This window comes from Hymenobacter bucti, assembly GCF_042681145.1.
Taxonomy (GTDB): Bacteria; Bacteroidota; Bacteroidia; order Cytophagales; family Hymenobacteraceae; genus Hymenobacter; species Hymenobacter bucti.
Genome location: NZ_JBHUFD010000003.1, coordinates 258,895 through 272,010, shown reverse-complemented (window position 1 = coordinate 272,010; position 13,116 = coordinate 258,895). Strand labels below are relative to the sequence as shown.

At 65.2% G+C, this 13,116-nt stretch carries 12 protein-coding genes; 4 read left to right on the top strand and 8 right to left on the bottom strand.

The window, feature by feature from the left end; genetic code table 11:
* Positions 1-2 precede the first annotated feature (2 nt).
* A complete protein-coding gene (locus ACFSDX_RS08870; RefSeq protein ID WP_382312976.1) occupies positions 3-1,007 on the bottom strand; it encodes a hypothetical protein in 1,005 nt (334 codons plus the stop codon).
* Between the two features lie 111 nt (positions 1,008-1,118).
* Between ACFSDX_RS08870 and corA the strand changes: the two genes are divergently transcribed.
* Both corA and ACFSDX_RS08860 read left to right on the top strand, forming a co-directional pair.
* Entirely contained in the window at positions 1,119-2,333 is a 1,215-nt protein-coding gene (gene corA, locus ACFSDX_RS08865) for a magnesium/cobalt transporter CorA (RefSeq protein WP_382312975.1), read from the top strand.
* A 159-nt stretch (positions 2,334-2,492) separates the two neighbouring features.
* A complete protein-coding gene (locus ACFSDX_RS08860) occupies positions 2,493-2,684 on the top strand; it encodes a hypothetical protein (RefSeq protein WP_382312974.1) in 192 nt (63 codons plus the stop codon).
* Positions 2,685-2,762: 78 nt separating this feature from the next.
* On the opposite strand, the gene surE is transcribed toward ACFSDX_RS08860, so the two are convergent.
* Positions 2,763-3,623, bottom strand: a complete 861-nt coding sequence (gene surE, locus ACFSDX_RS08855; protein WP_382312973.1) for a 5'/3'-nucleotidase SurE — start codon at positions 3,621-3,623, stop codon at positions 2,763-2,765.
* A gap of 96 nt (positions 3,624-3,719) precedes the next feature.
* On the opposite strand from surE, the gene ACFSDX_RS08850 reads away from it, so the two are divergent.
* Both ACFSDX_RS08850 and ACFSDX_RS08845 read left to right on the top strand, forming a co-directional pair.
* The gene (locus ACFSDX_RS08850; protein ID WP_382312972.1) at positions 3,720-5,516 is read left to right on the top strand and encodes a M14 family metallopeptidase; all 1,797 of its coding nucleotides are present in this window, start codon (positions 3,720-3,722) and stop codon (positions 5,514-5,516) included.
* 158 nt (positions 5,517-5,674) lie between these two features.
* Entirely contained in the window at positions 5,675-5,839 is a 165-nt protein-coding gene (locus ACFSDX_RS08845; protein WP_382312971.1) for a hypothetical protein, read from the top strand.
* Positions 5,840-6,012: 173 nt separating this feature from the next.
* Here the strand turns inward: ACFSDX_RS08845 and ACFSDX_RS08840 are convergent, their stop codons facing one another.
* The 6 genes from ACFSDX_RS08840 to ACFSDX_RS08815 form a co-directional block, all read right to left on the bottom strand.
* Positions 6,013-6,168, bottom strand: a complete 156-nt coding sequence (locus tag ACFSDX_RS08840; RefSeq protein WP_382312970.1) for a BLUF domain-containing protein — start codon at positions 6,166-6,168, stop codon at positions 6,013-6,015.
* Positions 6,169-6,205: 37 nt separating this feature from the next.
* A complete protein-coding gene (locus ACFSDX_RS08835) occupies positions 6,206-6,958 on the bottom strand; it encodes a hypothetical protein (RefSeq protein WP_382312969.1) in 753 nt (250 codons plus the stop codon).
* Between the two features lie 80 nt (positions 6,959-7,038).
* Positions 7,039-8,262, bottom strand: a complete 1,224-nt coding sequence (locus tag ACFSDX_RS08830; protein WP_382312968.1) for a bifunctional 3,4-dihydroxy-2-butanone-4-phosphate synthase/GTP cyclohydrolase II — start codon at positions 8,260-8,262, stop codon at positions 7,039-7,041.
* An 85-nt stretch (positions 8,263-8,347) separates the two neighbouring features.
* On the bottom strand, positions 8,348-10,786 hold the full coding sequence (locus ACFSDX_RS08825) for a glycosyltransferase (RefSeq protein WP_382312967.1): 2,439 nt from the start codon (positions 10,784-10,786) through the stop codon (positions 8,348-8,350).
* A 23-nt stretch (positions 10,787-10,809) separates the two neighbouring features.
* Positions 10,810-11,976, bottom strand: a complete 1,167-nt coding sequence (locus ACFSDX_RS08820) for a glycosyltransferase family 4 protein (RefSeq protein WP_382312966.1) — start codon at positions 11,974-11,976, stop codon at positions 10,810-10,812.
* A gap of 102 nt (positions 11,977-12,078) precedes the next feature.
* Positions 12,079-13,098 (bottom strand): potassium channel family protein, encoded by a 1,020-nt coding sequence (locus ACFSDX_RS08815; protein ID WP_382312965.1) that lies wholly within the window; start codon positions 13,096-13,098, stop codon positions 12,079-12,081.
* Between the last annotated feature and the right edge of the window lie 18 nt (positions 13,099-13,116).

The following is a 13,116-nucleotide window of genomic DNA, read 5'->3' as shown; positions in this document are numbered from 1 at the left end:
GCTTACAGCGTTTTTTGCCAGGTTAGGCGCTGGTCGGCCACCCCGCCCAGGTTGCGCTTAAAACGCAGCAAGGGCTCGTTGGGGCCACTCGCCAGCATGGAGGTACCTAGGTCGACGGCGGCGGCCCCGGAGGACCGGGCGTAGGCGTGCAGCCCTTCATTGAGGAGCACCACGGGGCTCAAGTCATTCTCACTGAGGGGGCTGGCGTGGTACAGGTTATACACCACCCGGCTATTGACCTGAATGGCAACCGAGAGGGCGGCCCAATCGCCGCTACCCGGCTTACGCACCGAAAACAAAAAATGCTGCCGCGGAAACGCTCGAAACAACGCCTCGATACGTGCGCGCGGCAGCGACAGTGATTGCCCGCGCTCCTGGCGGCAGGCGGCGATGAACTCGTAGGCGGCCGGCACCAGGTAGGGCGGCTCCTGCTCTACCACGAGGCCCGCCCGGCGGCACCGCTGCAAGCGCCGGCGCTCGGAGCGGTGCAGGTGGGTTTCGTAGTCGTGGGCGGTAGCCAGGTAGTAGCTGTCCTCGCTTAGCGCCACGCGGTAGCCGTGCGCGCCCAGCGCCTCGGCCAGGGCGGCGGCACCGGCGGGGTCGTAGCAGCTCGCGTAGCCGCGCAGCTCCAACTGGATTTGCTGGTGCTGGCGCAGCGCAGCTTCGGCCGCTTCCAGCAACGGCAGCAGGGCGCTGGCGGGCAGGCCCGGCGCCAGCTGCACGCCGCCAAAGCTGGCCTGGCCCGGCGAGCGCGCTAGGCCCGGCCCCGCGGCATCGAGCACCACGTAGAGCTGCGCTACGGTGTAGCCCGCGCCTACGTCTTCTAGAAAGCACGCCAGCGTGGCTAGCCCGTGCGGCTGCAAGGCCTGGTGGGCGGGCGTCAGAAACAAAAAAGGCTCGAAGGCCAGCGGCAGGCGCGGGGCCGCCGGCGGCTGGCCGGGCGGCGTGTGGGCCACGTGCACGCGCCAGGTAGCCGGCCGCGAAAAGTCAGGAACAGGAATTGCCACGGGCAAAAATAAGAACCGGCCGCCAAGGGCCGCGTATGGCCGCGGGCCGCGGGCTGCCCGGCCGTTTGCTATTTAGGCCCCATCTTTCGGATAGTTCAGCTTTTTTACTCCATGGATTTTCCCGACCCGCTGCCTTTGGCGGTGCCGCCCACCCCGGCCGAGGCCCAAGCGAGCACTGCGGCCATGCGTGGCCGCGCCGACCGCGTTAGCGACCGCGCGGCCACGCGCCTGGCCCGCGAGCAAGAGGTAGGCCAGCGCCCCGGCACGCTGCGCGTGAAGGCCAACGCCCTCAAGCCGCGCCTGTTTTTGTTTTCTTACAACGACCAGGGCTACACCGAGGACGAGTTTACCGACCGCTACGACGAGCTGCTGACGGCCATCCGCAGCCAGCCCGAACTCAAGCACTGGCTCGACGTGCGCGGCTACGGCGACCTGCCCCTGATGGAGCGCCTAATGAATGACTTTGGCCTGCACCCGCTGCAGCTCGAAGACGTGCTCAGCGACTACCAGCGGGCCAAGGTGGAAATCTTTGACGACAACCGGCTGTTTCTGGTCTCGCGCATGGCCGACTTCACGGCCGACCTGGAAATCAACGACGACCAGCTCTCCATTTTTACCGGGCCCAACTACGTGCTCTGCTTTCAGGATGACTACGACGACTGCCTGGAAGTGCTGCGCAACCGCCTGCGGGCTAACCTGAGCCAGCTGCGGCGCAAATCGAGCGGCTACCTGGCCTACGCCCTCACCGACGTGGTGCTCGACCACTACTACCCCACCATGGCCGCCATCGGCGACTACATTGAGGAGCTAGAGGACCGCATTTTTACCGAACGCCGCGAGCGGCGGCTGCTCAATCGCATCCTGCGCATCAAAAAGGACGTGGTGCGCTTTCGGCGGCTTGTCTACCCCGAGCGCGATAAAATCGCGGAAATTCTGCGCATGCCCGACGAAGTAGTGCCCGAGGAGCTCAAGGCGTACTACCGCGATGCCTACGACCACGCCATCCAGGCCCTGGACCTGGCCGAGAGCTACCGCGACAACATTTCGTCGCTCGCCGACCTCTTTCTCTCCGACCAGAGCAACCGCATGAACGAGGTGATGAAGGTGCTGACCATCATCAGCTCCATCTTTATACCGCTCAGCTTCGTGGTGGGCCTCTACGGCATGAATTTTCAGCCCGAAGACCAGCAAGGCCACAAGCTGCCGCTCAACATGCCCGAGCTGTATGAGCCCTGGGGCTACCCCGTTTTACTGGGCATCCTGGCCCTCATCGTGGTGGGGCAGCTCTTTTACTTCTGGCGCAAAGGCTGGCTGAGTAGTGAATAAGTGAGTTGGTGAAGGAGTGAATTGGTGAATGACATAGGGGTAGTAATACACAACTCCTTCCCGCTTTCGCCAACTCATCCCTTTACCCCTTCGCCAACTCACTCATTCACTCCTTATTCATGGCCCGGGCGGTAATTTGAGACGTTAACTGAACGTCCTATGAAACTGCTTGGCTTGGTTGGATTGGTGCTGCTGCTGACGGCGCTGCTGGCTCCCGTGGGGCACGGGGCGCGGCAGGGCGCGGGCCGCTGCCAGGGACGGCAGCCCTTGGCCCCGGTGCAGATTATCCGTTCGCCCAGCGCCGCCCGGGCGCTCAAAACGGTGCGCGCCGTGCCCGCCCAGGCCCAGTAAGCCCGGACGAGCCGGCACCAAGGGCGGGTTAGTTAAGAGTTAAAATAGTTTTTCCTCTTAACTCTTAACTAACCTGCTTTACTCAGCGGCGGGGCCGTAGTCTTCGCTGGCCAGGGGCTGCGGCGGGGTGGCTGCGTCGCCGGCCTCGGGCAGCGGCAGCTGCCACATGGTGGCCAGCGCTTGCAGGCCCTCGTAGTTGGTGAGGTCAAACTTGCAGGGCACTACCGATACGTAGCCCGCGGCCAGGGCCGCCTCGTCGGTGTCGAGGCCACGGTCGAAGTTGGCGAATGCGCCCTGCAGCCAGTAATAGGGGCGCTGGTAGGGGTCGAGGCGGCGATCAAACTCCTCCTGCCACTTAGCATCGGCCTGCCGCGCCAGCCGGATGCCCTGGATGGGGCCGGCCGCGTTTTTGGGAATGTTCACGTTCAGGGCCGTGTGGGCCGGCATACCCTGGGCCAAGGCCAGCTCGCACACCTGCCGCACCCAGGGCCCCACGTGCGAAAAATCGGCGTGGTCGCCGTACTCGCACAGCGAAAAGCCGATGGCGGGCAGCCCCTCAATGGCCGCCTCGATGGCCGCCGACATGGTGCCCGAGTACAGCACGTTTACCGACGAGTTGGAACCATGGTTGATGCCCGACACCACGAGGTCGGGGCGGCGGTTCTTGAGCACGTAGTGCTTGGCGATTTTTACGCAGTCGGCCGGGGTGCCCGAGCAGGCGTAGGCCTCTACCTCGGAGCCAAAAATGTCGGACTTATCGAGCCGCAACGGGTGGCCGATGGTGATGGCGTGCCCCATGCCCGACTGCGGGGCGGCGGGGGCAACGACCACAATTTCGGCATTTAGCTCGTGCAGAATGCGCACCAGGTGCGCAATGCCGGGCGCGGTGAGGCTGTCGTCGTTGGAAACGAGAATGAGGGGACGGGGAGAATCAGACATGCGGAGTTCGGAAAAGGCGCGATAGCCGGCCTAGGCAACCTGTACGGTAAAGGGCGGCCCTAGGTCAATCCGGCCGGCGGCCCGACCTTCGCGCCCATGCTTTTCGCCACTTTGCTTGCCGCGGCGCTGCTCGCCGCGCTGCCCCTAGGTGCCCGCCCGGGCCCGGGCCCCACCCCGCCCGCGCCGCTGCGCACGCCCTTCGAGCGCGACCCGGCGCACAACACCACGGCCACCTACGCCGAATGCATCGCCTTTTACCAGGAACTGGCCGCCGCCTACCCCACCGCCGTGCGGCTGCGCGAGGCTGGCCCCACCGACAGCGGCCAGCCCTTACACGAGGTCGTGCTCTCGGCCGATGGCACCTTCGAGCCCGCCGCCAGCCGGGCCCAGGGCCGGCCGGTATTGTTTGTTCAGAACGGCATTCACCCCGGCGAGCCCGAGGGCATCGACGCCAGCATGCTGCTGGCCCGCGACGTGCTGCGCGACAAAAAATTACGGCCTTTGCTCGCTAAAGTCACGCTCGTTATCATCCCTGCTTATAACATTGATGGGATGCTGAACCGCAACTCGACCACCCGCGCCAACCAGAACGGGCCGCAGGCCTACGGCTTCCGGGGCAATGCGCGCCACCTCGACCTCAACCGCGACTTTGTGAAGCAGGACTCGCGCAATGCGCGCTCGTTTGCGGCCTTGTTTCAGAAGTGGCGGCCCGAGATTTTCGTGGACACCCACACCTCCAACGGGGCCGATTATCAGTACACCATCACGCTTATTCCAACGCAGCACAACAAGCTGGCGCCGGCCCTAGGGGACTATTTGCAAGGCCAGCTGCTGCCCGCGCTCTACGCCGGCATGGCCCAGAAAAAGTGGCCCATGACGCCCTACGTCGATTTTGCGGGTGAAACGCCCGAGAGCGGCCTGCGTGACTTTCTGGAAAGCCCGCGCTACTCGACCGGCTACGCGGCCTTGTTCAACAGCATCGGCTTCATGCCCGAAACGCACATGCTCAAGGCCTTCGGGCCCCGCGTGCGCGCCACCTACGACCTGCTCGTGACCTACCTGCAAACCGTGGCGGCGCAGGCGCCGGCCGTGCTGGCCGCCCGCGCCGCCGCCGACCAGGCCCTAGGTACCCAAACGCGCTTTCCGCTGGCCTGGACGCTGCGCGACACGGCCACGACTACCGTGCAGTTCCGGGGCTACGAGGCCGGGCACCGGCCCAGCGCCGTGAGCGGCCAGCCGCGCCTCTACTACGACCGCGCCAAGCCCTACACCCGGCCCGTACCTTACTACAACACGGCCCGCCCCACGGCGGTAGTGGAGGCGCCCACGGCCTACGTCGTGCCGGCGGCCTGGGCAGAAGTTCTTGACAATCTGTGCCGCAATGGTGTGGTGCTGCGCCGCTTCAATCACGATAACTTCGGAGGCAGCGCCCATACTTACGACATCGAAAACTACAAGACAGTAACCCGGCCTTACGAGGGTCATTACTTACACAGCCAAGTGCAGGTAACAGAATACGGCAGTCACCATTCGACCTCGCTGCACACCGGCGACTATGTGGCCGTGCTGGCCGAGCAGGGCCCCGCCCGCCGCTACCTCGTAGAGGCCCTGGAGCCGCAGGCCACCGACTCGTTCTTCGCCTGGGGCTTTTTCGACAGCGTATTACAGCAGAAGGAACACTACTCCGACTACGTATTTGAGGACCTGGCCGCGAATTTCTTGACCCAGAACCCCGCCGTACGCCAGCAGCTGGAAGCCGCCAAAAAGGCCGACCCTACCCTGGCCGCCAGTGGCTCCACCCAGCTCGAGTGGGTGTACCAGCACTCGCCCTATGCCGAGCCCGGCTACCGCCGCTACCCCGTGCTGCGGTGGTTTGGGCCGCTGCCGCGCTAGGCCGGTTGGCAACTGAAAAAATAACGAAAATACCTTTTTTCAGGTATTGCATTTTCGCTTTATAAAGCTGAGATTTGTTATAGTTAGGTCATGGCAACGTTTTAGCTACCAAGCTTTAACTGCGCTGCTTACTTAGCTACTCACTCTTTTCTTGCGCTATGAAAACGTGTCCTACCTCCTTCCAGCGGCCGGCTTACATCAGCCTGTGCGCACACGCGCATCGCCTTGCGGCGCGGCCCGTGCACCCGTGCAGTGCGTGCCTCTACGCCGGGCCGCTGCTCTACGCAGCCACTTGGCTAGCGCCGGACATAGCCCAGCGCTAAGGGAAGTGGGACGTAAAAAGCCGACTAGCTCTCCACAGGAGGTAGTCGGCTTTTTGGTGAGCTGCCAGGCATTACTCGTCCGTGACCCGTGCAGTAGCAAAATCGGCCAGGAAGCGGCGCCTCTGCCCGGGCTCGTCTATCAGCGACAAGCAGCTGGTGGTGGCGCGCAGGGCCTACGTGCCGGCCGCCACAAACCCCGTGCGCCAGTCGGGAGTGCGGCTGGCCGCCGTGCCCTCGGGCAAGACAAAGGCGTGCTTGTGGCGCTCGTCGTGGGCGATTTTTTGGCAGATGGCCGCCACCTCGCCGCGCGGCCCTTCCAGCACCTGCACAAGCTAGAGTACTCGCCGGGCCACCGTGAGCTGGAGCCTACCGACTCTTTACAAAGCGCCCACCGCTGAATTTCAGAGCCAGCTGCTTGGTACTAGCCTGGCGGCGGAAGCCTACTTTGGCCAAGTTTTCGTCGTTGTACTCGGGTACCTCCTCGTCAGACAAATCGAGGTGCAGCACCTGGGCGGCAGCATCAAAATCCATTTCTACGTTGCACAAGCGAAGCAGCGGGCTGGTGCCAAAGGCCGGGGCGAGCAGCAGGTAATTACCCCGCAGCTCTACCACGTAGGCTTGGCTGGTGAGGCAGCGGGTGTCGCCGGTTTCCTGACCTAGCAGCAGGTAGAGCGTGCGGCCGGGGCTGGCCAGCTTATAAATTTTGCCAAAGTCGCACTCCTCGTGGCAGGCGTAGGCAAAGCGCTGGCCCGCCGCATTCTGCCACTGCAACACCGGCTGGTTGATGGTGCCCCGCGTGCCGCCCGAGGAGCACGAGTAGGTAAACACCTTGAGGTGGTCGGCGTCCTTCGACTCGGTGTAGCCCAGGCCCAGGGCTTTGGCCGCGGCGGCCGTTACCTCGTGCGTCTTCAGGTAGGCTACCAGCTGGCGCTCCGTCGCGGCGTTTAGCTTATCAAAGGCGACGCTCTCGCCCTCGGTGCCCTGGGCAAGGCGGGCGATATTCTTTTTCAGCTCGGCGGCCGTGGGCACCGGCTTGGCCGGCTGCTGGGCCTGGGCGGCGGGGGCGCCCGCCAGCAAGCCGGCCACCAAGGCGCCGAAGCGCCGCAAGGTTTTCTTCATGCCCCAATGATACAGCACCCCACAAAAAAGCGGCGCGGAGCAGTGCTCCGCGCCGCTGCGCCGTTGGCCAAACGGGGACCCTAGGCAGCAGCCTCGGGCTTCATGTTCTGCAAAATGTCATGGCCCATCTTGTCGCGCTTGGTGGTGAGGTAGGTCTGGTTGTGCTTATTGGGCACAATCTCGATGGGCACGGTTTCGACTACTTCGATACCGTAAGCGCTGAGGCCGGTGCGCTTCTTGGGGTTGTTGGTGAGCAGGCGCAGCTGCCGGATGCCGAGGTCGCGGATGATGGCCGCGCCCACGCCGTAGTCGCGCTCGTCGCCCCGGAAGCCTAGGTCCTCGTTGGCCTGCACCGTATCGCGGCCGGCTTCCTGGAGCTTGTAGGCTTTCAGCTTGTTGAGCAGGCCAATGCCGCGGCCCTCCTGGTTCATGTACACGATAACGCCGCGGCCCTCGCGGTCAATCTGCTCCATAGCCTGGTGCAGCTGGGGGCCGCAGTCGCAACGGCACGAGCCGAAGATATCGCCGGTCACGCACGACGAATGCACCCGGATGAGCACCGGCTCTGGACCCGAAATATCGCCCTTCACCAAAGCCAGGTGCTGGGCGCCGTTCGAGCGCTGGGTGTAGGCGTAGAGGTCAAAATCGCCGTGCGCGGTAGGCATCTTCACCGTGATTTCGCGCTGAATGAGGCTCTCCTGCGCCAGGCGGTACTTGATGAGGTCCTGCACCGAGATCAGCTTCAGACCCCACTGCTTGGCCACTTTCTCGAGGTCGGGCAGGCGGGCCATCTCGCCGTCTTCCTTCAGAATCTCGACCAGCACGCCGGCCGGCTCGAAGCCCGCCAGGCGGGCCAAATCCACGCCCGCCTCGGTGTGGCCGGCGCGGCGCAGCACACCTTCGGGGCGCGCCTTGAGCGGGAAGATGTGGCCGGGCTTGCCTAGGTCCTCGGGCTTAGTGTTCGGGTCGATAAGGGCCAGAATGGTCTTGGAGCGGTCGGAGGCTGAGATGCCGGTGGTCACGCCGTTGGTCAGCAAGTCGACCGACACGGTAAAGGGCGTGGCGTGCAGGGCCGTGTTGCGGCCCACCATCAGGTCGAGGCCTAGCTCGTCGCAGCGCTCGGCGGTGATGGGCGCGCACACGAGGCCGCGGCCGTGGGTGGCCATAAAGTTGATGACTTCGGGCGTGGCGCAGCGGGCGGCGCAGATAAAATCGCCCTCGTTTTCGCGGTCTTCGTCATCGACCACAATCACGACCTTGCCGGCTTTGATATCCTCAATGGCGCTTTCGATAGTGTCTAGCATACAGGGGGCGGTAAGCAGCAGCTTACCAAAAAATTAATTACCTAAGAATAACCAGTTAACTGCAACTTCGTTTCGGCCGGAAGGTTCACGGCAACCTAGGGGCCGGCTGCTCAAACAAGTGTTCGAGCTGGGCCGTGGTAGTGGCCCAGTCGTAAGTGGCCCGCACAAAGGTGCGGCCGCGCCGGGCAAGCTCAGCGGCAGCGGCCTCATCGGCCAGCAGCTGTCCGATGGCGGCGGCCAGCGCGGGCGCGCCCTCGGCCACCAGCAGGTGCTGGCCGGGCGTGCCGCCGAGGGCGTTGTTGGCGAGCGGCGTGGTCACGCAGGGCAGCTGCATGGCCAGGGCCTCCAACAATTTATTTTGCAAGCCGGTGCCCACCCGCATGGGCGCCACGAATACCCGCGCCTCGGCGTAGGCTTGGCGGATGTCGGGCAGCCAGCCGCTCACGGCCACGCCGGGGCGGCGGGCCAGCGCCTGCACCCGCGGGGCGGGCGTGGTGCCGGCCACCAGCAGCCGCGCCTGGGGGTGCTGCGCTTGCACCAGGGGCAGAATTTCTTCGGCTAGCCAGCAGGCGGCGTCCACGTTGGGGTGGTAGCCCATGTTGCCGCAAAACACCAGGTCGTAGCACTTGGCGGCGTGGGGCTGGGGCTGAAAAACATCGAGCGCAATGCCATTGGGCACCACGTGAATCTGGTCGCGCCGCGGGTGCTGCACCAGCTGCCGGTCCTGGTCGCTGATGATGGTGGCGTGGTCGAACCAGCTCAGCACCGCGGCCTCGTAGGCGGCCAGGCGGTGGGCTTCGAGGGCCAGCACCGGCCGCTGCCAGGCCGGCGCCGCGGCCTGCCGCCGCGCCATGCCGGCCGAAAACACGTCCATGTAGTCCAGCGTTTTGGGGCCAGCGTAGCCGCGCAGGTACTCGGCCATCCGGATGAGCTGGCAGTATACATGGTCGGGCCGGAAGCTGACCAGCAAGCCATTGACCAGCTGCTGCGCCGCCGGGCTATAGAAGTAGCCGACCTGCAAGGGCCGCCCGGCCGTGGCCAGCGCCCGCGCCAGCCCAAGCGCCTGCGCGGGCCGCCTTAGGTGGTGCACGTGCAGCCCGCCGCGGCACAGCGGGCGCACGGCGGCCAGCGCTGCCGGGCCCACCGCCTCATCACTGAGGGCCAGCAGGCAGATGTCGTGGCCCTGCCCGGCCAGGTAGCGCAGCTGGTAGTAGGCGCGCAGCTTGTCGCCCTTGTCGAGGGGGTGCGGAAAGCGAGACAGCAGCACGAGCAGGCGCATAGGATAGGGCTGGGGCACCGGCGGGGCCAGCAGCGTTTCGTAAAGACCTAGCAGCCGCTGGGTTACCTGGCGGGTATCGTATTCGGCGTGGGCGGTGCGGGCGGCGGCCTGCCCTAGGTCGGCCAGCGGCAGGCGGCCGTGGTAGTAGTCACGCAGGGCTTGCAGCCAGGCGGCGGCCCCGTCGCGCAGCAGGATATTTTCGCCATCGCGGGCCGCGATGCCTTCGGCGCCCAGGGTGGTGCTGAGCACGGCCTTGCCCAGGGCCAGGCCCTCAACCACTTTCACCCGCATGCCGCCGCCGCTGAGCAGCGGCACCAGCATCAGCTCGTACTGCTGCATAAAGGCTGGGGCCGACGCTACGAAGCCGTGCACGAAGATATTATCCTGGCCGGGCGGGCGGCTGGTGAGGTCGGCAGGCGGGTGCGAGCCCGCGATGTGCAGCGCTAGCTCGGGCAGCTCGGCGTGGGCCTGGGGCCACACTTCGCGCAGAAACCAGGCGAGCCCTTCGAGGTTGGGCAGCCAGTTGAGCGAGCCGATAACGAACAGCGTGCGCGGCTGGGGCGGCGTGGCGGCGGCCGGCAGGCGCCCTAGGTTGTAGCTGGCGGGGATAAAGGCGATGGGTGCCCGGCACCCTAGGGCTCGCAGCCGGGTGGCATCCTGCTCCGTGATGGCGGCAATGGCATCGAAGCGCGGCAGCAACTCACCCTCTAGCCGAGCCAGGCGGTGGGCCATGCTTTGCAAATACCGCTTCTTGAGGGGGTTACTGGCTCGCACCGCCAGCATTTGCCAGATGGTATGCTCGATGTTGTGGGCACGCAGCACCAGCAGTGGCCGGACTATTTCCAGTTTTTCTAGCGCCAGCACCAGCTGTGCTCGGTAAGGAGCAACAAAGGTGCCCTCAAACTGCACTACATCTACCGGCTCCGCTGCTACCAATTCAACCAACTTATCTGCCAGGGCCGCGCTGATGAAACGCGCCACGTTGTAGGGCTCCTGGCTAAACAGCAGATTTCGTAGCGCCGCCAGCGGCCGCAGGCGCGTGTCCACGTCCGCCGTCACGAGGCGCACGCGGGGCCCTAGGTGGGCCAGCGCATCAGCGGGCTGGTGGTGCTTGGGGGTGTTGATGGCCAGCACCGTCACGCGGTGGCCAGCTTCGGCGAGGCCCCGCGCCGTTTCGTACATGGCCATTGCCCCGCCATCGTGTGGTGGGTAGGGTACGCGGGGACAAACTTGCAGAATGTGCATCGGGGGCGAAGATAAGCCGCAGCCTAGGCTCGCGCCGGGGCCGTTTGGGCGGCTTGCTGCACGGCCTGCCACAGCACCTCGGCGCTGCGCGCCCACGAAAACCGCGCTACGTTGGCCAGTCCTGCCGCCCGCAAGCGGGCGCGCAGGGCCGCATCGTGGTGCAGCTGCGCGAGCCCCGCCGCGATGGCAGCCGGCTGGTAGGGGTCGCAGAGCAGAGCCGCGGCCGGGCCACCCGCCACCTCAGGCAAGGACGATAGGTTGGAGGTGAGCACCGGGCAGCCGCTGGCCTGCGCCTCCACCACGGGCAGGCCAAAGCCTTCGAAGAAAGGCACGTACGCCGTAGCCAGCGCCGCCGCGTAGAGGCCCGCCAAATCTTCCTCGCTCACGCGGCCCGTGAAGTGCACCGCCGCCTGCACCGCCGCAGGCAGAGCCTGGTAGGCTTCAAAAATGGGCCCGGCCTGCCAGGCTTCGCGGCCCACCAGCAGCAGCTGTACCGCGGCCGCCGCGGCGCCGGCCTGCGCCTTAAACAAGCCAAAGGCGCGCAGCAGATTACTCAGGTTCTTGCGCGGCTGCAACGCGCCCACGAACAGAAAATACGGCTGCCCCTGGCTGAACTGCGCGCGCACGGCTACTTGTGCCGCCGCATCTTGGGGCTGAAAGTGCGCGGCCGGCGCATTGTACGCCACTTTAATAGGCTCAACCGCAAGGCCAAACTGCGCACCTAGGTCCTGCCGCGTGGCCTCTGACACGGCCACCAGCTGCGCGGCGGCGCGGGCAAAGCGCGGCGTAAAGTGGGCGTAGTAGCGCCGTATCAAGTCGCCCATGTCCTGGGGCCGGTGCCGGTACACGAGGTCGTGCACCACCAGCACGCGGGGCACCGCAGTGCTGAGCACTGTGAAGCCCTCGGGCGAAAGCAGCGCGGCCGGGCGGTGCCGCCGCAGCCACCACGCCACGGCACCCTCGTACCAGGCCAGCATCAGTAGCGGGTGGCGGGCCGGGGGGTGCAACACGTGCGGCACCACGTTGGGGCCGAAGAGGTAGCGCGCATCATAAGCGCGGTCGAAAAGAAAATGAAACGTGCAGTCGGGGTGCTGGCGCACTAGCTCACGCAGGATTTCGGCCGTGTAACGCCCTAGGCCTTCGAGGTGGCCGCCGGGTAGAAGAAATCTTGTTGTAACAGCTATTTGCATGTTGGGGTGAGAAGGTGAAGAGGTAAGCAGGGGAGAAGGCAGAAAGGGGTAACAAGCACTGCTTTTAGCCTCCTCACCTGCTTACCCCCTCACCTCTTCACCTCACTTAAACTGCTGGTGCAGCGCCTGAATTTGGCTTTCGTTGCCAAGCACGAGCAGCACGTCGCCGGCGGCGGTGCGGTAGTCGGCGGCGGGGCTCACTTCGAGCTCGCCGCTGGCGCCGCGGCGCAGGGCAATGATGGTGGCGCCAGTGCGCGAGCGCACGTCGAGCTCGCGGATGCTCTGGCCGCGCAGGGTGGGCTTGAGCTCGTTGAAGGACAGCTCTTCGAGGCGCAGCTTGTTGGGGTCGAGGCCCGAAATCATGTCCAGAAACCGGATGACCTCGGGGCGGATGATGAGGTTGGCCATGTGCGAGCCCCCGATTTCGTCGGGCATCACCACCGAGTTGGCGCCGGCCGAAATGAGCTTGCTGACGCTGCTGCGGGCGCTGGCGCGGGCAATGATGATGAGGTGCGGATTGAGCTCGCGGGCGGTGAGAGCCACGAACACGTTGTCGGCATCTTTGGGCAGGGCCGTGATGAGGGCGCGGGCGTGCTCGATACCGGCCTGGCGCAGGGCCACTTCCGTAGTGGCATCGCCGAGCACGGCGGGTATTTGGTGGCGGCCGGCTTCGCTGGCGGCGGCCAGCAGCTGCTGGTCGCGCTCGACTACCACGGCGCGGGTGCCACTGTGGCGCAGCTCGTCGTAGGCCTTGTAGCCGTTGCGCCCAAAGCCGCAGACGATGACGTGGTCGCGGAAGCTCTTGATTTCCTGGTCGGCGCGAATCATGCGAAAAAGGTGGCGCAGCTCGCCATCGAAGATGTAATAGGTGAGCACCGACACGAGGTAGGCCACCACCAACAGGTTGAAGAGAATGTAAAACGAAGTAAACAGCCGCCCCGCATCGGAGAGCGGGTGCACCTCGCCGAAGCCCACCGTGGAGGCGGTGATGACGGTCATGTAAAAGGCATCGACCAGCGGGTAGTTTTCGATGCCCATGAAGCCCGCCACGCCCACGGCAAAGCTGAATACCAGCAGCCCGAGGGCCAGCCAGAGGCGGGAAAGGTTGAGTTGCTTTAACATTTTTTCAATTATCAGTCA